The following is a 16857-nucleotide window of genomic DNA, read 5'->3' on the forward strand; positions in this document are numbered from 1 at the left end:
GCCACTCCCTGGGCGAGATCGCCGCGGCGGTCGTGTCGGGCGCACTGGACCAGGCGACGGGCGCCCGGATCGTTGCCGTACGCTCCCGGCTGCTGGACCGGCTGACCGGCGGGGCCATGGCGGTCGTGGAGCTACCGGCGGCCGAAATCCCTGTGCTGGCAGGGGAGTTCGGCTCGCTGGAAGTGGCCGTGCATTCCTCGCCCGCGCAGTGCGTGGTCACGGGCTCGGCCGAGGACGTGGCCGGGCTGGTCGCCCGGGTGACCGAGAACGGCGGCTTCGCCCGTTCGCTGGGTGTGTCGGGGGCGGGCCACTCACCCGAAGTCGAGCCGCTGCTACCGGAGTTCGCGTGGGAACTGGGCGAGGTCCGGCACTCCGCGCCCCGCTGCCGCCGCTACTCCACCGCGCTCGGTGATCCCCGCGAGACCGTGCCCTGTGACACGGAGTACTGGGCGGCCAACCTGCGCAACCCCGTCCGCTTCGCACAGGCGGTGCGCGCCGCCGCCGAGGACGGACACCGCGTCTTCCTCGAAGTCGCCCCGCACGCCACGCAGTTGCACCCGCTGACCGACACCCTGCGCGATGCCGGCGCCGGGGACTCGCTGATCGTGCCCACCCTGCGGCGCGACACCGACGACGCGCTCGCCTTCCGTACCTCGCTGGCCACGCTGCTCGTCCACGGCGTACGGGTGGCCCAGCCGCGGGAGGGACTGCATCCCGAGGGCCGCATCGTGGACGTCCCGCCGCCCCGCTGGCGGCACCGCCGCTTCTGGGCGGGGGAGGAGCCGGCCGAGGAACCGTCCCGAGCGGCGACTCTCGACCAGGCCGCCGGTCCCCTCGAACGGCTCCGGCTGTGCGTGGCCGCCGTCATGGGCTACAGCCCCGAACGCCTCGACCCCGACACCCCGTTGACCGACCTCGGACTGGACTCCCTCACGGCCGTGCGGATACGAGTCGCGGTGCAGCGGGAATTCGGCATCGAGGTGGAGCCGGGAGTGATGCTCAGACGCGGAACGCTGAGGGGCGTGGCCGAACTGCTGGAGACCGGGGGAGCGGAGACGGCCGGTGATCCGGGACGGCAGGCCACGCCCGGCGATCCGAGAGAGCGGGGGACGGCGGCGAGTTCGGCCGCCGACACCCTCGTACGAGGAGCATCCGCAGCCCGGCCCGACACCCCGACCCCTCTCCGCACGTTCCCGGGAACCGGCCCCGGCATCCCCCTCTTCCTGGCCCACGCCGCAGGCGGATCCGCCGATGTCTACGCCCGGTTGGCCCAACGCCTGGACGGCGACCGCCCGGTGTACGGCTTCGACCGGCAGCCCGACCCCGACGATGTGCCGGGACGGGCCGAGGAGTTCGCCCGGAGAGTACGAGCGGAGCTGCCCAAAGGCCCCTGGATCCTTGGCGGTTGGTCGTACGGAGGTCTGGTCGCGCAGGAGGCGGCCCGGCTGCTCGCCCCGCACGGCAGAGTCCCCGCCCTGGTCCTGCTCGACTCGGTACTGCCCCTGCCCACCAGCCTCAACGCGACCGACCTGGCCCTGCGGCACTTCCGGGACTTCGCCGCGTACGTGGAACGCACCTACGGCACCGCGCTCGACCTGCCCTACGACGAACTCGCCGGGCTCGACGACACGGGACGGATCGACCTCGTCGTCAAGGTGCTGCAGGACACCGTCGAACTGCCGGAAGCGGTCCTCGAACACCAGCGGACCTCCTACCTGGACCTGCGCAGCGGCGAGCGCCACCGGCCCGGCGGATACGCGGGCCGCACTCTGCTCTACCGGGCGAGCGAGACCGCCCCGCACACCGTCCACGACCCCCGTTACGAACGCGGCGACGCGACGCTCGGCTGGGACGCGCACTGCGCCGATCTGACCGTCGTTCCGTTGCCCGGCCACCATCTGTCGCTGCTCGACCCCCCGGTCGTCGACACGCTGGCCGCACTGCTGACACGCGATCTGCGGGACTCCTGAAGGGACTTGCCCCATGACTCGTAAGCGGAGATGTGCCGCGCTCGCGGTGACAACGGCCCTGCTCGGTGCGGGAGTCGGGCTCAACGCCCCACCCGCGACGGCCGCTCCCGCCGCCGCGGTGGCCGCGGGCGCCACGATCGTCGCCGAGAAGTGGCTCGACGCCCGAACCGTCGACCTCACGGTCGCCTCCCCGGCGGTCGGCGCGTCCCTGCCCGTGCGGGTGGTCCTGCCGACCGGCTACGCCGCGCAGCCCGACCGCACCTGGCCCGTGCTCTATCTGCTCCAGGGCGCGCACGACGACTACACGTCCTGGACGAGGGAGACGGACGTCGTCGACTTCCTCGCCGGCCAGAACGTCATCACCGTGATGCCGTCGTCCGGCCCCACCGGCATCCCCACCGACTGGTGGAACTACGGAAGCGCCGGCGCACCGGACTACGAGACATTCCAGGTCGACGAGTTGATGGGGGTGCTGCAGCAGAAGTTCCGGGCGGGGACGAAACGTGTGGTCGCCGGTGTCTCCACCGGCGGGTACGGCGCCCTGGCCTTCGCCGCCCGGCACCCCGGGACCTTCACCGCGGCTGCCTCGTACAGCGGGATTCTCGACACCACGGCCTTCGGCATGCCGACCGTGCTCAACGCGATCGTCGCCCGGGAACAACTGCTGCCGCTGACGCTCTGGGGGAGCCCGCTGCTCAACCGGGACAACTGGAACCGGCACAACCCCTCGGCCCAGGCCGCCAACCTCAAGGGCACCAGGCTGTACATCTCCCAGGGCAGCGGCCTGGCGGGCGGCGACTTCGACAACCTCGAAGGCGCGGTGCTCGAAGGCGCGCTCTGGTCCCAGGCGCACCGGTTCACCGAACGGCTGGACGCCCTGGGCATCCCGGCCCAGGTGCACTTCTACAACGGCGGAGCACACGCGTGGCCGTACTGGCGACAGGAGTTCAAGGCGTCGTGGCCCCTGCTCGCGGCGGGCCTCGGCCTGAGCTGACTCGGGCCTCGGCGTGAGCCGACCTCTGATCGGGCCTCGGCCCGAGCGGACCCCTGACCCGAGTCGATCCCCTCAAGGAGGAACCACCATGGATGCCCTGGCCGAGGCAGTCGTCGCGGGAGCCGCCCGCAGCGAACTGGAGCACCTGCCCCCACCCGACCGCTTCACCGCCGCGCACCTGCGCGCGGAGGACGTCGACAGCTTCACCGGAGTCGCCGACAAGGACGTACGGAAATCCATCCACATCGGCGCGGTGCCGATGCCCGAACTCGCCCCGAACGAGGTGCTGGTGGCCGTCATGGCCAGCGGCATCAACTACAACACCGTCTGGTCGGCGATGTTCGAACCCATCCCGACCTTCAGCTTCCTGAAGCACTTCGGCCGCCAGGACCGCTGGGCGGCCCGGCACGACCAGCCGTTCCACGTCATCGGCTCGGACGCCTCCGGCGTCGTCGTGCGCACGGGTTCGGGTGTGCGCAGATGGCGGGTCGGCGACCACGTCGTGGTGAGCCCCGTGTACGTCGACGAGGAGGACCCGGCGACCCACGCCGACGGCATGCTGGGCACGGGCATGCTGGCGTGGGGCTTCGAGACCAACTACGGAGGGCTGGCCCACTACGCCGTGGCCCGGACCAGCCAACTCCTCCCTAAACCCGCCCACTTGACCTGGGAGGAGGCCGCCTCGAATCCGCTGTGCGCGGGCACGGCGTACCGCATGCTGGTCAGTGACCGCGGTGCCCGGATGACCCAGGGCGACGTGGTGCTGATCTGGGGAGCGGCGGGCGGCCTGGGCGCGTACGCGGTCCAACTCGTCCGCAACGGCGGGGGCATAGCCGTCGGCGTCGTCAGCAGCGAGCAGAAGGCGGAGTACGCCCGCCGGCTCGGCTGCCACCACGTGATCAACCGGGAGGAGATCGGCCTCAGCGGCAGCGAGCCGCCCGCCGATCCCGCTGTGGTCGGCAAACGGCTCGGCAAGCTGATCCGGGCCGCGACCGGGGAGGACCCGCACATCGTCTTCGAGCACGTCGGCCGGGCCACCTTCGGCGTCTCCGTCTTCGTCGTCCGCCGCGGCGGGTCGGTGGTGACGTGCGGCTCCAGCACCGGCTACCAGCACGAGTTCGACAACCGGTACCTCTGGATGCGTCTCAAGCGTGTCATCGGCAGCCACGGGTCCAACCTCCACGAACAGGCCGCCGTCGGCCGCCTCCTGGACCTCGGCCACCTCACCCCCGCCCTCACCGAGACCTACCCCCTCACCGACACGGCCGAGGCCGCCCGGCTGGTCCAGAACAACACCCACCTGGGCAAGGTGGGTGTGCTCGCGCTGGCTCCCGGGCCCGGGCTGGGGGTCGTGGATGCGGGGCGCCGGGAGCGCATCACCGGGATGTGACCGTCATCAGGACGGGGCGGGCTGCTCCTCGTGCTCCTGGGCCTTCGTCGGGACCCGCGGCTGCGGTGTCATCGAGAGCTTGTCGGGCTTGACCGTGACGATGGCCTGGGGGCGCGGGGGAGCGGAGGCGAGGGTCAGCCGCCAGCGTTGGACGACGGTGGCCAGGACGATGAGGAGTTCGGTCCAGGCGAACTCCTCGCCGATGCACTTGCGCCGGCCGTCCCCGAAAGCGAGGAACGAGGAGCGGTTGATGCTCTTGGCACGCTCGGGCTCCCAACGGCCCGGGTCGAAGGCAGCGGGGTCCGCATAGACCTCGGGGTCGTGCTGGTGGACGTACGGGCTGTATACGACGTCCGCGCCCTCGGGGATCGGGACTCCGTCGAGGACGACCGGCCGTGTGGTGGTTCGCGTGACGAGCCAAGCCGGTCCGTACATGCGCATGGCCTCCTTGAGGACACTGCGCATGTACGGCAGGGAGCCCAGGTCCTCCTGGCGCAGCGGGCGTTCGCCGCAGACGGCGTCGAGCTCGGCGTGCAGCTTCCGCTCGATTCCCGGGTTGCGGCTGATCTCGTACAGGGTCCACGCCAGGGTCGTCCCGGTGGTCTCGATCGCGCCCGTGAGGAGGGTGATCGCCTCGTCCTGGAGCTGCTGGCGGGAGAGAGGGCCCGTCTCGGGGTCGTCGGCCGTGAGGAGAGTGGAGAAGAGACCGGCCTGCGACGCGGTGCCCTCGGCCTGCGCGCCGTCCTGATGGGCGGGGCAGCCGGGCGGCGGCGCCGGCTGCTCCGCGGACGCCAGCTGGGCCCGGTGATGGTCGATGGCCTGATCGATGAGGGCTCGCAGCCGGGCGACCCGCCGCTCGTGCGCGCGGTTCGCGGGCAGGGGCAGTTTCGTCACCCAGCCGGGCAGGATGGTCTGCCGGATCGTGCCGCGCATGATCTCCGGCATGAGGCCCTGGAACTCCTGCTCGACATGTCCCGGCAGGCCCGAACCGAAGAGCGCCACGAGGAAGGTCGACAGCGTCAGGTCGTTCATGTCCTCGTACGTGTCACGCGCGACCCCCGCCGCCCAGGCCTCGGTCGCCGTCCGTACGTGGCTGATCATGACGTCGCCACGGGTGGCGATGTGGGACTTGTTGAACATCGGCTGCATCAGCCGCCGGTGCTTCATGTGCAGGTCGCCGTCGGCGATCGTGGCGAGGCCGTCGCCGAAGAACACCCGCAGCGCGTCGATGATCTTGCCGCCCTTTGCGAACGCGTCGACCTCCGTCACCAGCACGCGGCGGGTGACGGCCGGGTCGGTGACCACATAGGCGGCGGTGGGGCCTATCAGGATCTTCACGACGCTGCCCTGTTCGCGCAGCGCGTTCATGAACTCCAGGGGACGTCGGGCCAGTTGGTGTCCGTGTCCGATCAAGGGCAGGCGGTCGGGGCCGAGGCGGGGGGACCTGATACGCCGCTCATCGGTGGGTCTCCTCAAGATCAACTCGGGTGCTGTGATCATGACATGCATGCCCGCGTGATCCGTGTCGTACCCGCCGGTTTCGTCACAGCGCCCTCCGGCCGTGGCAATGAGTAAAGGGATTTGTCGACTGATTCGAGCTGGTCGGAGGGTTGCCAAAGCTTCACAGAAGTGGGCCGGTGAGGTTGATCTGAGGTAGATCAAACCCGATAAGGTTCCCTGAGGCGCGGCGAGTTGACGCGACAGCAATCGTTTGTCGCTCGCTGTCCACGCATGCCCGTCGCGGGGCGGATCACCGCGCGACGAGTGCTGCCCCGAGCTTCTCCCCCCTGTTCGATCGTGTTGCTTCGAAGGATGCAGATGGAACTTGCCACTCCGCCACCGGAGGCGCGGGCACCGGCCGCCTGGTACAGCTGGTGGCTGATGCCCCTGGCCTTAGGCGCTGGAACCGTCGCCGCCGCGGTCGCCGGACCCGACTCGACCCAGATACCCGCGATCGTCTCCGGGGTCGCGGCGACGGCCGCGAGCGCCATCTCCGTACGACTCCTCGTCCGCTCCCAGCTCCAGCTGCGCCGCAGCGCAGGCGAGTTCAGGAACGCGCAGGCCGAACACTCCCAGCAGTGGCAGCAGCACGTGGCCGGCCTGGAGCGAAAGTACGCCGCCGAACGATCCACGTACGACGCCCAGTTGGCCGAGCAGGCCAAGGCCTACGAGGCGCGGATCGCCGAGCAGACGCAGGCCTGGCAGGAGCAGCTCGACCGGCAGCTCGCGGCCGTCGCCCAGCTCGCCGACCAGCAGCTGCCGGAGGCGCTGGAGCGGCTGCGGGCCGGTGACTCCATCGACGACGTGCTGCCCTCCGTCAACCAGTGCGCCGAGGTCAGCGTCGACCTGCAGGCCCAACTGCGCAAGGTGCTCAGGACGGCGCTCATCGGCGTGGAGCAGGAGTTCAACCGCTCCACCTCCGCCGAGCAGGCCGTCATCAGCATCGGCAGCCGCATCCACGTACTGACCAGCAAGCTGCGCGGCCGGCTCCACGAGATGCAGGGCGAACACGGCAGGCTGCCCTCCGTCGCCCAGGGTCTGATGGAGCTCGACCAGCAGCTCGGCCCCGCCGACTCGCTGGCCGCGAGCATCGGCGTACTCGGCGGCTCGGACCGGCCCGGCCGCCAGTGGCAGGGGCCCCAGCGCCTGCTCAGCGTGGTGCGCGGCGGTATCGGCCGGATCAAGGACTTCGACCGCGTCCAGGTCCAGCACCTGCCCGAACTCGGTGTCGACGGCGGCATGGTGGACCACCTCACGTTGGTCTTCGCCCACCTGCTCGACAACGCGGCACGCTACTCGCCGCCCACCGAGCCGGTGATCGTCTCCGGCAAGGAGGTGCCCAACGGCGTCGGCATCGAGATCCAGGACTCCGGCAAGGGCCTGAACGAGGAGAAGAAGCAGGAGGCCCTCCAGTCGCTGGAGGGGGTGGCCCCCGGCCCCGGCCTCGGCGGGGTGTCCGAGGACGCCCACCTCGGTCTGCGCGTGGTGGGAGCCCTGGCCCGCCGGTACGGCATCAGGGTCACCTTCGCGGACTCTCCGTGGCTCGGCACCTCAGTGGTCATCGTGGTACCTCACAAGTACTTCAGCCAGTTGCCCGCCGCCGTCACGGCGCCGGCTCCTGTCGCTGAGGCTTCCGTCGCGCCGGGCACCGTTTCGGCCCCGGCCGAGGAACCGGCTCAGGCCGAGGAGCCGGAGGAGACCGGGGACACCACCCCCGGCGGTCTGCCCCGGCGCCGCAGGCGAGCCGAGTCCGAGAGGCCCAGGTCGGCCGCCCGGGAGGAAGAGTCCACCGCCACCGCCTCGCACGCGGTGCCGCCGGACGAGTCCTTCACCGGCCTGGCCGCCTTCGCCACGGCCGGACGTGAGCCGGCCGCGCGGCGTGAGCCGGCTGCCGGACACGAGCCGACCGCCGGACGTGAGTCCACAGAGCACCGCACTGAAGAGAGCGACTAGTCCACATGACGCAACAGGGAACCGACGTGAGCTGGGCGCTCCGCGATCTGGTGGAGAGCATCCAGGAGATCCGCTTCGCCCTCGTGGCCTCCAGCGACGGCAAGGCCATCACCTCCTACGGCGCCGACGACCCCGACGACGTGGACCGTTTCGCCGCCGTGGTGGCGGGCCTGCAGGCACTGGCCCAGCCCGTGGCCGAGCAGTTCCCCAAATACGCCGGGCAACTGCGCCTCGCGATGATCGAGGTCGACGGCGGCCACCTCTTCGTGGTGCGCGCCGGCGTGGAGACGTACCTCGGAGTACTCGCCAGGGAGGGGCTCGACCAGGGCCTGCTCGGCCACCAGATGAGGGACCTGGCCCGCAGGATGGGTGAGCTCCTCGGCACCACTCCGCGCCTGGAGGAGCACTCTGGATGAGTGGTCCCCGCCGACCCACGGACCCGTCCGGTCTTGAGCGCTACTACGTCCTCACGGGCGGTCGCAGCGGACCGGGCGGTTCGTCGTCGAGCCTTGACGTGGCGACCCTCATCACCTCCCGTGCCGCGGCCGTCCCCGGCCTGCAGCACGAGCACGAGGAGATCCTCCGGCGCTGCCGCGATCCGCTGTCGGTGGCCGAACTCGGCGCCCATCTCGGATTGCCCTTCAACATTCTCGCGGTGCTCTTGGCCGATCTGCTGGACGCAGGACGCGTTGAAGCCCGTGACCCCATCCCGGCGTCGAATGCCGGTCGCGGGCCCGACCTCGCGCTCCTTGAGGAGGTACTCAGTGGACTTGAAAGGCTTTGACCATCCCGACCGGCACCCGGCCGACGGCACTCTGCCGGCCGGTGCCCGCTCGGTGAAGGTGATGATCGCCGGCGGGTTCGGCACCGGCAAGACCACCATGGTCCGCTCGGTCAGCGACATCAAGCCGCTCACCACCGAGGAGACGCTGACCCAGGCCAGCGCCGACGTGGACAACCTGATCGGGGTGGCGGACAAGCAGGAGACCACCGTCAGCCTCGACTTCGGCAAGATCGGCATCAACGACCAGCTGGTGCTGTACCTGTTCGGGACTCCCGGCCAGGAGCGGTTCTGGTTCCTGTGGAACGGCCTGTTCAAGGGCGCGCTCGGGGCCGTGGTGCTGGTCGACACGCGTCGACTGGCCTCCAGCTTCCGGGCGATCGAGGAGATGGAGCGGCAGAACGTCCCGTTCGTGATCGCCCTCAACGTCTTCCCCGACTCCAAGGACCACCCGGTCGAGGAGATCCGCGACGCCCTGGACATCTCCCCGCACACCCCGATCGTGGCCTGCGACGCCCGCGACCGGGCGTCCAGCCGTGATGTGCTCATCGCGCTGATACGCCACCTCAAAGAACGCTCCGCAGTCGCTCTGGAGTCCCGATGACCGACCAGCCCTTAAACGGTCCCGACGCCCCGCGCGGCTGCCCGGTCGCGCACGGCGGGGGAGACGGGCTCACCCGTCTCTACGGGCCCGAAGCGGCGACCGACCCGATCGGCATCTACTCGCGGCTGCGCAAACAGCACGGGCCGGTCGCGCCGGTACTGCTGGAGGGCGACATCCCGGCGTGGCTGGTCCTCGGCTACCGGGAGAACCGGCGGGTGCTCGACAACCCCCGCCAGTTCAGCCGGGATTCGCGGATCTGGCGGGACTGGAAGGAAGGGCGTGTCGAGAGCACCTCTCCACTGATTCCGATGCTGGGGTGGCGGCCCGACTGCGTCTCCCAGGACGGCGAACCGCACCGCAGGCTGCGCGGTGCGGTGACGGACAACCTGCAGGCCGTCTCGGGCCGTGGCATCCGACGCCATGTCACACACTTCGCCAACAAACTGATCGACGCGTTCGACGGGGCCGGCAGTGCCGACCTGGTGTCCGACTACTCCGAGTATCTGCCGATGCTCGTACTGACCAGGGTGTTCGGGCTCGCGGAGAGCGAGGGGCGGCGGCTGGCAGAGTCCACGGCGCTGGTCATGAAGGGCGGCGCCGAAGCACTCGTCCACAACGACCGCATCATGCAGATCCTCGGTGAACTGGCCGAGCGCAAGCGGGTGGAGCCGGGCTCCGACTTCACCACCGGGCTGCTGGAGCACCACGCCGACCTCGACGACGACGAGATACTCAACCATCTGCGTCTGGTGCTGATCACCGCCCACGCCACCACCAGCAATCTGCTGGCCCGGGTGCTGCAACTGGTGCTCACCGACGCCAACCGGCTCTCCGGTCTGGTCAGCGGGCAGCTGAACATCTCCGCCGTCGTGGAGGAGGTCATGTGGAACACCCCGCCGCTGGCCGTCCTGCCGGGGCGGTTCGCCGCGGCCGATCTCGAACTGGGCGGTCACCGTATCCAGGAAGGTGACCTGCTCGTCCTCGGCCTGACCGCAGGCAACGTCGACCCGGAGATCCGGCCCGACGTCGGCATCTCCGTGCACGGCAACCAGTCGCACCTCGCGTTCAGCGGGGGGCCGCACGAGTGCCCCGGGCAGAACATCGGCCAGGCCATCATCGAGACGGCCGTCGATGTGCTGCTGCACCGGCTGCCGGGGCTTCGGCTCGCGGTGTCTCCGGATGAGCTCACCTCCACAGCCTCCACATGGGAGGCAAAGCTCAACCAGCTTCCGGTCGAGTTCGCGGCGTAGGCGCTCCGCTGGGTGGTGGTGGGGGTGCGGCTGTTGTTTGTCGGCTGCTGGTCAGTTGTGGCTTGTCGCGCTGTTCCCCGCGCCCCTGACGGGGAGCGCGGGGAACAGCGTTCAGACTGCCAGCAGGTCGTCCAGTGAGCCCTGGCCCGCCAACTCGGCCTTGGCGGCCGGGGATTCCTTGTCAGCCGCGTAGCGGCCCGAGGTCAGGGCCCACTCGTAGTTGCCGTTTATCCAGTGCTGGATGGCCTCGACGCCCATCCGGACCTTCGCGCGGTCGTCCTCGTCCAGGCCGAGTTCGTCGCACATCTGCGGTACCTGCGCCTCCAGTTCGAGGTACTCGGCAAGGCTGTCCGTGGTCATCTTGACCGCCTCGTCGGCGGCCTCCTGCCATCCGCAGCGGCGCTCGCGGTGCAGCACGGCTATCAGGTTGTGGCCGTCCCCTCGGCGTTTCTCGCGCTCGAAGGAGTGGATGTCGTTCATGAAGCCGATGGTGTCGGCGGCCAGGTCCCGCATTCTCTCCATCAGCGGATGCGCCTGCACCTCGGCGGGCACCTCGAAGCCCCGACTGCGCTCACCGGCGTCGATGCTGTGGTGGATGCCGACCGTACGGCGGCGGAACTCGGCGTACTCCTGAAGGTCGAGGGTGCCGGCCAGGCCGCGGGCGGCCAGGTCGACCTCCTCGGTGTGCGCCACGAGGAAACGGCCCCAGGAGGCCGCGAACCGCGTCCGCCATGTCAGAGACATGCCATCCGAAAGATGGGCCCAGACCTCCGCCCAGGCCACGGTGATCGGGCACGCCACACGAGGGGTGATGCCCGCCGGCCGCAAGGGGGTGGCGATCAGCTCCCGCGCGACCTCCGCTATACGGTCGGCGCGATCCGGCCTACCTGAGTCGAACTGGTCGTCGAAAAGGAAGGCCAGTGAGAACCAGTTCATCAGGACGACCATGTCGTCGGCCGAGGCGTAGGGGTAGGTGCGGGCTGCCGCCTGGGGCAGATCCCAGGAGCGGTATTCCTCGAATCCGGGCTGGCTGCGGACCAGGCCCTTGTCCCATACCCAGCGCAGATGGCGGGCGCGGGCATACTCGAGGTGCTCGCTGACGGGAGTGGTGAAGGGGAGGTCGAACCTGACGTCCTGCGGCATTCGCGTCCTCTCTTGAGACGATGCACAGGGCCCCCATCCCTGTGGGGCGGACGTCGAAATTGACGCCCGCTGGCTCGAACGGCGTTTCCCGAGGCGAAAGTTGACTCGATTTACGCTACGAGGCTGCCCTGATCGTAAATGATCTATGCCGCGACCTCGGTGACTTGACCGTGACCTGCGTTACACCACTCCGTGACCTCGGTGATTCGTCGGTCTCCGTGGCCGAATGAGCGCGTTCGCCTCCGGCGCCGACGGGTCGTGGGCGCGCGACCGACTGAAACCCGCGGGCGGGGTACCCGGTCGCCATGGAGCCGTGGGCGGAGTGCCGCTCGTGGTCGGTCGGTGTACGGAGGAAACATGGCACTGGTAGTGGCGGGCGTCGTGGTGTTGGACTGTGCCGAGCCCGAGAAACTCGCCGCGTTCTACAAGGAGTTCCTCGACGCGGAGGAGACGGACGCGTCGGCGAACCGCGTGGAGATCAAGGGAGCCGACGGGTTTCGGATCGCGTTCCGGCGGGACGTGAACGCCACTCCGCCGAGCTGGCCGCGCCCCGAGAACTCGCTGCAGGCCCACATCGACTTCCACGTCGAGGACCTGGACGCGGCCGAACGCAAGGTCATCGGGCTCGGAGGCCGGCCGCTGGAGGCCAAGGACCCGTCCGGTCCGTTCGAGGAGCGGGGGTTCGCCGACCCGGCCGGCCACTCGTTCACCGTACGCGCCAACCGGACCACCGCCCCGAAGCAGGGGTGACCTCCGCCAAGCAGGGCTGAGCGAACAGGGTTTCCGGGTTCAGCCGTTGTGCGTGCGCAGGGCCGCCAGGGCGCGGTCCGCGTGCGCGCTCATCTTGAACTCGCTGCGCACCACCTCCAGCACCTTCCGGTCCTCGGAGATCACGAAGGTGACCCGCTTCGTGGGCGCCAGCGAGAAGCCCCGCTTCACACCGAACCGCTCGCGGACCAGCCCATCCGGGTCGGACAGCAGCGGGAACCCGAGGGTGTGCTTCCCGGCGAACTCCTGCTGGCGCTCGACCGCGTCGCCGCTGATCCCCACCGGACGGCCCCCGGCGGCCGCGAACTCGGCGGCCAGGTCGCGGAAGTGGCACGCCTCGGCGGTGCAGCCGGCGGACAGCGCCGCGGGATAGAAGAACAGCACGACCGGCCCCTCGACCAGCAGCTCGGAGAGCTTGCGTGAGGTGCCGGTCTCGTCGAGAAGCTCGAAGTCCTCGACGGTGTCGCCGACCTCTATCTGGTTCTTCACGATCGCTCCCCTGACTCCCGGCCGGCTCCGGGCCGACTGCGTGGAGGCCAACCGTACTGGACGGTAAGGGGAGTCAGTCGCGGCCCCCCTTGTCGCTGGAGGGCCACACTCCGGTCGACCGCTCGATGGCCGTCGCCCCCGTACGGTCCACCGCGCTGCGGACGACAGCGAAGAGCGCGCCCTGGATGGCCGCGGCCAGCAGCACCTCGCCCCAACCGCGGTCCTTGTCCAGTGCGTCGGGCGCGTCCTCCTCGTGGCGTATGGCCTTCCAGGTCGCCTGGAACGCCATCCCGGCGAGGGCCCCGCTCGCCCAGCCGAGCACGAACCCGAGGGGCTTGTACACGAGTGGCAGCTTCTTCTTCTGCATCCGGGTCTCCTTCGGCTCGTATCCCCGTCCCCATGGCGAGTGTCCAGTTCAGCGGCACATACGCAAAGAGCCGGCGGATGGTCGGGGCCGGCCCGTCCCCGGTACATCCTCGCCCTCGCGCACCGGCCCCGGCGGACTCCCGTCCCCGAAGGGGCGCCCGCCCAGCTCCTCGCGGCCGTGGGACGTGAGCCAGCCGGACAGGTCCGGCCCGAGCGGCACGATGCCGGTCGGGTTGATGCCCGTGTGGACCTGGTAGTAGTGCCGCTTGATGTGGTCGAAGTCGACGGTGTCCCCGAATCCGGCCGTCTGGAAGAGATCACGGGAGTACGCCCACAGGACCGGGCCCTCGGTCAGCTTCCAGCGGTTGCACTTGAAGTGGCCGTGATAGACGGCGTCGAAGCGGACCAGCGTGGTGAACAGCCGGACGTCCGCCTCCGTGATCGTGTCCCCGACCAGGTACCGCCGCCCCGCGAGCCGCTCCGACAGCAGCTCCAGCCGCCGGAACACACCCTCGCAGGCCGCCGCGTACTCCTTCTGACCGGTGGCGAACCCGGCCCGGTACACCCCGTTGTTGACGTCCTCGTACACCTCCGCCATGACCTCGTCGATCTCGTCGCGGAGATCCGCCGGGTAGAGGTCGGGCGCGCCTTCCCGGTGCAGGGCCGTCCACTCGGTGGCGAGGTCCAGGGTGAGCCGCTGGTAGTCGTTGGTCACCAGACGGCCGGTCGGTACGTCCACGAGCGCGGGCACGCTGACGCCGCCCGGAGCGCCAGGCTCCCGGGCCTCGTACGCCTCGCCGAGATAGCGAATGCCGAGTACGGGGTCCCGGCCGCCGGGGTCGAGGGTGAACCGCCAGCTGCGGTCGTCCTGGATCGGGTCGGCGATGGCCATCGACAGGGCGTCCTCCAAGCCCAGCAGCCGTCGGGAGATCACCGCGCGGCTCGCCCAGGGACAGGCCCGGCTGACGACCAGGCGGTAGCGCCCGGCCTCGACGGGCCAGCCGTCCCGGCCGTCAGCCGTGACGCGGTCCGCGAAGTGGCTCTTGGACCGCTTGAAGGACTTCTTCCCGTACGCCCTGTTGCCCTCGGTGTCGCTCATGCCCGGCTCCTTCCGTGCGCGTGCTCTGGGGAGGGTTCCCCGAAAACCGCCGTCGCCCCGTGTGAGGGCCGGTGGGAGGGGCATTCGGCCGAGATGAGTCACAAGCCCTCCACACCGTCCGATCGCAGGACCCGGGTCACCGTGCTGGTGGCGCTGGCCGCGAACCTCGTGATCGCCGTGGCCAAGGCCGTGGGCGGGCTGATCGCGGGATCCCCCGCGCTGCTCTCGGAGGCCGCGCACTCGGTGGCAGACAGCCTGAACGAGGTCTTCCTCCTCGCCGCCCTGCGCCGCAGCCGACGCCCCGCCGACAGCCGGCACCCGTTCGGCTACGGAAAGGAACGCTTCTTCTGGTCCCTGCTCGCCGCCGTCGGGATCTTCGTGATGGGCGGCTGCTTCTCCTTCTACCAGGGCTTCGACGCCCTCAGCAGCGGGAGCACGGAGACCCACGACGGCTATGTGGTCGGACTGGTCGTCCTCGTCGTCGCTCTGTTCGCCGAGGGCGCGTCCCTGCTACGGGCCCTCCACCAGGTGCGCAAACAGGGCGGCCTCGCCGCCGGAGCCCGGGACCCTGCCCTGCGTACCGTCGTCGCCGAGGACGGCACCGCCGTGCTCGGTGTGACTCTCGCGATCGCCGGGATGGCCCTTCACATGGTCACCGGCCGGATCGTCTGGGAGGCGTCGGCGTCGCTCGGCATCGGGGCGCTGCTCGTGTACGTGGCGTACCGGCTGGGCCGTGACGCACGCGACCAGCTGATCGGCCAGGCCGCGGATGCGGAGTCGAGCGGTCGTATCCGCTCGCTGCTGGACGCCCAGCCCGAGATCGACTCGGTGGAGTCCCTGCTGACCATGCAGCTCGGCCCCGATTCGACGCTCGTCGCCGCCCGGGTCGACCTGGTCCCCGGCCTGGACAGCGAGGAGGTCGAGCTGGTCGCCGAGCGCATCAAGCGGTCCGTCTCGCACACGATCCCGGAGGCCGACCAGATCTTCCTCGACGTGACGGACGCCGCCGTCGCGCGCCGAGCCGCACGGGCCGAGCATGCGGTTTCCCACCCGGGCGCACACGTCGGCGGCCCCGCCGCGACGGGGGAGCGCGGCGGGGCCTGAGCGTCGGGTGCCCGGCGGTCCGGGAATCATTCCAACTTTCTTCTAACGAGTTCCGGGAGCCGCCGCGGAGCCACCGAGGAGCCCCTGTCGGGACGAGAACGGCGGGCCGTACCGGGGCACTGCCCCGGTACGGCCCGCCGTCACGTGCCCGCGCGGCTCACGCCCCGGCGGCCGGCTCCAGTACGAAGACCGGGATCTCGCGGTCCGTCTTCTTCTGGTAGTCGGCGTACGCCGGATACGCCGCGACCGCCCGCTCCCACCACTGGGCCTTCTCCTCGCCGGTCACTTCGCGTGCCGTCATGTCCTGGCGCGTCCCGCCGTCCTGGAGTTCCACGCGGGGATCGGCGACGACGTTGTGGTACCAGACGGGGTGCTTGGGCGCGCCGCCCAGCGAGGCGACGGCGGCGTACGTGCCGTCGTGCTCCACGCGCATGAGCGGCGTCTTGCGGATCTTCCCGCTCTTGGCACCCAGGGTGGTCAGCACGATCACGGGCAACCCCGTGTCCATCAGCGTCGTTCCCTCGGTTCCGTTCGAGCTCTCGTACAGCTCGACCTGATCGCGTACCCACTTGGTGGGGCTGGGTTCGTACTCGCCCTTGAGAGGCATGACATCCATCCCATCGATCGTTGTTCGTGCGACTCGTGCCGACGCTGATTCAACACGGCCACCCAAGGGATTTCATCCCTCCCGCAGGTCCCTCCCGCCCACACCGCTCCTGCACACCGGAAGCCGTCCGGACCTAGGCCCAGGCGGCGCCCGCGGCGGGCTCCCTGACGGTGGCGTTGAGGCGGTTGAAGAGGTTGGTCGTGACGATCCACAGGATGAGAGAGGCGAGCTGCCGCTCGTCGTAGTGGTCGGCCACCTCGTCCCACAGTTCGTCCGGCACCGCGTCGTCGGAGCGGTCGCCGAGCCGGGTCATCGCCTCGGCCAGGGCGAGGGCCGCGCGCTCGGCGTCCGAGTAGAAGGGCGCCTCGCGCCAGCCGACACCGCCCAGAGCCGCTCGTCGCCGAGCCCGCCTTGTGGGCGCTGTGGCTGCCTCCGTAGACGCACGCGCTGCACCCGTTGATCTGGCTCGCGCGCAGGTGCACGAGCTCAAGCGTCTCCTGGGGCACACCGCCCTTGCCGGCCGCCTTGATCAGCCCCTCCCTGGATGGCCTGCCCCGCGTCGGGAAGGATGGCCGCGGGGTTCTTCGTCCGTGCCTGCATCAGGTGCTCCTCATGAGTTCCGAAAGTGTCTGTCATCGCACTGACGGAGCGCGGCGCGGAAGTGTGACGGACGGCCGGATATTTTCCGGGAGGCGCGCGATGCCGCCCGTCACGACGGCGCCACCAGCATGCGTACGGCCAGGGCCAGGATCACGGCGCCGGACACCAGCGCCGTCACCAGCCGCCCCCGCCGGCCCGTGAGAACCCGGCGGCGCGCTGCTGGGCCGGGTTCTCACGGG

At 70.3% G+C, this 16857-nt stretch carries 17 protein-coding genes and 1 pseudogene; 10 read left to right on the forward strand and 8 right to left on the reverse strand.

Annotation, left to right across the window (positions count from 1 at the left end; translation table 11 throughout):
• From O3Q52_RS30035 to ccrA, 3 genes are all read left to right on the forward strand, one after another.
• Positions 1–1970: alpha/beta fold hydrolase (locus tag O3Q52_RS30035; RefSeq protein WP_269651837.1), on the forward strand; the 1970-nt coding region annotated here is incomplete at its 5' end.
• A 13-nt stretch (positions 1971–1983) separates the two neighbouring features.
• Positions 1984–2964 carry an alpha/beta hydrolase family protein gene (locus tag O3Q52_RS30040; protein WP_269651838.1) on the forward strand — a complete coding sequence of 327 codons (981 nt, stop codon included), beginning with the start codon at positions 1984–1986 and terminating at the stop codon, positions 2962–2964.
• Between the two features lie 88 nt (positions 2965–3052).
• Positions 3053–4354, forward strand: coding sequence for a crotonyl-CoA carboxylase/reductase (gene ccrA / locus O3Q52_RS30045; RefSeq protein ID WP_269651839.1), 1302 nt, complete (start codon positions 3053–3055; stop codon positions 4352–4354).
• Positions 4355–4360: 6 nt separating this feature from the next.
• Here the strand turns inward: ccrA and O3Q52_RS30050 are convergent, their stop codons facing one another.
• Positions 4361–5830 carry a cytochrome P450 gene (locus O3Q52_RS30050; RefSeq protein ID WP_269651850.1) on the reverse strand — a complete coding sequence of 490 codons (1470 nt, stop codon included), beginning with the start codon at positions 5828–5830 and terminating at the stop codon, positions 4361–4363.
• Positions 5831–6172: 342 nt separating this feature from the next.
• Between O3Q52_RS30050 and O3Q52_RS30055 the strand changes: the two genes are divergently transcribed.
• The 5 genes from O3Q52_RS30055 to O3Q52_RS30075 are packed head-to-tail and all read left to right on the forward strand — an operon-like array spanning position 6173 to position 10442.
• Complete coding sequence (locus tag O3Q52_RS30055) at positions 6173–7807, forward strand: ATP-binding protein (RefSeq protein ID WP_269651840.1); 1635 nt, start codon at positions 6173–6175, stop codon at positions 7805–7807.
• 5 nt (positions 7808–7812) lie between these two features.
• Positions 7813–8223 carry a roadblock/LC7 domain-containing protein gene (locus O3Q52_RS30060; protein WP_055611716.1) on the forward strand — a complete coding sequence of 137 codons (411 nt, stop codon included), beginning with the start codon at positions 7813–7815 and terminating at the stop codon, positions 8221–8223.
• Positions 8220–8591 carry a DUF742 domain-containing protein gene (locus O3Q52_RS30065; RefSeq protein ID WP_189844169.1) on the forward strand — a complete coding sequence of 124 codons (372 nt, stop codon included), beginning with the start codon at positions 8220–8222 and terminating at the stop codon, positions 8589–8591. Before O3Q52_RS30060 ends, O3Q52_RS30065 begins: the two co-directional genes overlap by 4 nt.
• Positions 8572–9192, forward strand: coding sequence for an ATP/GTP-binding protein (locus tag O3Q52_RS30070; RefSeq protein WP_269651842.1), 621 nt, complete (start codon positions 8572–8574; stop codon positions 9190–9192). Before O3Q52_RS30065 ends, O3Q52_RS30070 begins: the two co-directional genes overlap by 20 nt.
• Positions 9189–10442, forward strand: a complete 1254-nt coding sequence (locus O3Q52_RS30075) for a cytochrome P450 (protein WP_269651843.1) — start codon at positions 9189–9191, stop codon at positions 10440–10442. The genes O3Q52_RS30070 and O3Q52_RS30075 overlap by 4 nt, the downstream gene beginning before the upstream one ends.
• Before the next feature lie 111 nt (positions 10443–10553).
• Here O3Q52_RS30075 and O3Q52_RS30080 read toward each other — a convergent pair whose 3' ends face one another.
• Positions 10554–11585 carry a 7-epi-alpha-eudesmol synthase gene (locus O3Q52_RS30080; protein ID WP_269651844.1) on the reverse strand — a complete coding sequence of 344 codons (1032 nt, stop codon included), beginning with the start codon at positions 11583–11585 and terminating at the stop codon, positions 10554–10556.
• A 357-nt stretch (positions 11586–11942) separates the two neighbouring features.
• On the opposite strand from O3Q52_RS30080, the gene O3Q52_RS30085 reads away from it, so the two are divergent.
• Positions 11943–12335 carry a VOC family protein gene (locus tag O3Q52_RS30085; protein WP_269651845.1) on the forward strand — a complete coding sequence of 131 codons (393 nt, stop codon included), beginning with the start codon at positions 11943–11945 and terminating at the stop codon, positions 12333–12335.
• A gap of 39 nt (positions 12336–12374) precedes the next feature.
• Here the strand turns inward: O3Q52_RS30085 and O3Q52_RS30090 are convergent, their stop codons facing one another.
• The 3 genes from O3Q52_RS30090 to O3Q52_RS30100 form a co-directional block, all read right to left on the reverse strand.
• Positions 12375–12842 (reverse strand): peroxiredoxin, encoded by a 468-nt coding sequence (locus O3Q52_RS30090; RefSeq protein WP_269651847.1) that lies wholly within the window; start codon positions 12840–12842, stop codon positions 12375–12377.
• A gap of 73 nt (positions 12843–12915) precedes the next feature.
• Positions 12916–13209 (reverse strand): DUF4235 domain-containing protein, encoded by a 294-nt coding sequence (locus O3Q52_RS30095; protein ID WP_189844164.1) that lies wholly within the window; start codon positions 13207–13209, stop codon positions 12916–12918.
• 48 nt (positions 13210–13257) lie between these two features.
• A complete protein-coding gene (locus O3Q52_RS30100; protein ID WP_269651848.1) occupies positions 13258–14307 on the reverse strand; it encodes a glutathione S-transferase family protein in 1050 nt (349 codons plus the stop codon).
• 93 nt (positions 14308–14400) lie between these two features.
• On the opposite strand from O3Q52_RS30100, the gene O3Q52_RS30105 reads away from it, so the two are divergent.
• Positions 14401–15411 (forward strand): cation diffusion facilitator family transporter, encoded by a 1011-nt coding sequence (locus O3Q52_RS30105; RefSeq protein WP_269651849.1) that lies wholly within the window; start codon positions 14401–14403, stop codon positions 15409–15411.
• Between the two features lie 157 nt (positions 15412–15568).
• On the opposite strand, the gene O3Q52_RS30110 is transcribed toward O3Q52_RS30105, so the two are convergent.
• The 3 genes and pseudogenes from O3Q52_RS30110 to O3Q52_RS30120 all read right to left on the reverse strand — a co-directional run.
• Positions 15569–16018 (reverse strand): nitroreductase family deazaflavin-dependent oxidoreductase, encoded by a 450-nt coding sequence (locus O3Q52_RS30110; protein ID WP_269651851.1) that lies wholly within the window; start codon positions 16016–16018, stop codon positions 15569–15571.
• Positions 15919–16524, reverse strand: coding sequence for a hypothetical protein (locus O3Q52_RS54220; RefSeq protein WP_332112958.1), 606 nt, complete (start codon positions 16522–16524; stop codon positions 15919–15921). Before O3Q52_RS54220 ends, O3Q52_RS30110 begins: the two co-directional genes overlap by 100 nt.
• Before the next feature lie 203 nt (positions 16525–16727).
• Positions 16728–16826, reverse strand: a pseudogene (locus O3Q52_RS30120) (lysine transporter LysE); the annotation flags it as partial.
• Between the last annotated feature and the right edge of the window lie 31 nt (positions 16827–16857).

Source organism: Streptomyces sp. ActVer (assembly GCF_027270795.1).
GTDB lineage: Bacteria > Actinomycetota > Actinomycetes > Streptomycetales > Streptomycetaceae > Streptomyces > Streptomyces umbrinus_A.

Bases quoted from the DNA above. Each gene is read 5' to 3' on its own strand.
- O3Q52_RS30085 (WP_269651845.1), top strand. From the start codon at position 11,943: ATGGCACTGGTAGTGGCGGGCGTCGTGGTGTTGGACTGTGCCGAGCCC.
- O3Q52_RS30040 (WP_269651838.1), top strand. From the start codon at position 1,984: ATGACTCGTAAGCGGAGATGTGCCGCGCTCGCGGTGACAACGGCCCTG.
- O3Q52_RS30065 (WP_189844169.1), top strand. From the start codon at position 8,220: ATGAGTGGTCCCCGCCGACCCACGGACCCGTCCGGTCTTGAGCGCTAC.
- O3Q52_RS30075 (WP_269651843.1), top strand. From the start codon at position 9,189: ATGACCGACCAGCCCTTAAACGGTCCCGACGCCCCGCGCGGCTGCCCG.
- O3Q52_RS30110 (WP_269651851.1), bottom strand. From the start codon at position 16,018: ATGCCTCTCAAGGGCGAGTACGAACCCAGCCCCACCAAGTGGGTACGC.
- O3Q52_RS30060 (WP_055611716.1), top strand. From the start codon at position 7,813: ATGACGCAACAGGGAACCGACGTGAGCTGGGCGCTCCGCGATCTGGTG.
- O3Q52_RS30095 (WP_189844164.1), bottom strand. From the start codon at position 13,209: ATGCAGAAGAAGAAGCTGCCACTCGTGTACAAGCCCCTCGGGTTCGTG.
- O3Q52_RS30080 (WP_269651844.1), bottom strand. From the start codon at position 11,585: ATGCCGCAGGACGTCAGGTTCGACCTCCCCTTCACCACTCCCGTCAGC.
- O3Q52_RS30105 (WP_269651849.1), top strand. From the start codon at position 14,401: ATGAGTCACAAGCCCTCCACACCGTCCGATCGCAGGACCCGGGTCACC.
- O3Q52_RS30055 (WP_269651840.1), top strand. From the start codon at position 6,173: ATGGAACTTGCCACTCCGCCACCGGAGGCGCGGGCACCGGCCGCCTGG.
- O3Q52_RS30100 (WP_269651848.1), bottom strand. From the start codon at position 14,307: ATGAGCGACACCGAGGGCAACAGGGCGTACGGGAAGAAGTCCTTCAAG.
- ccrA (WP_269651839.1), top strand. From the start codon at position 3,053: ATGGATGCCCTGGCCGAGGCAGTCGTCGCGGGAGCCGCCCGCAGCGAA.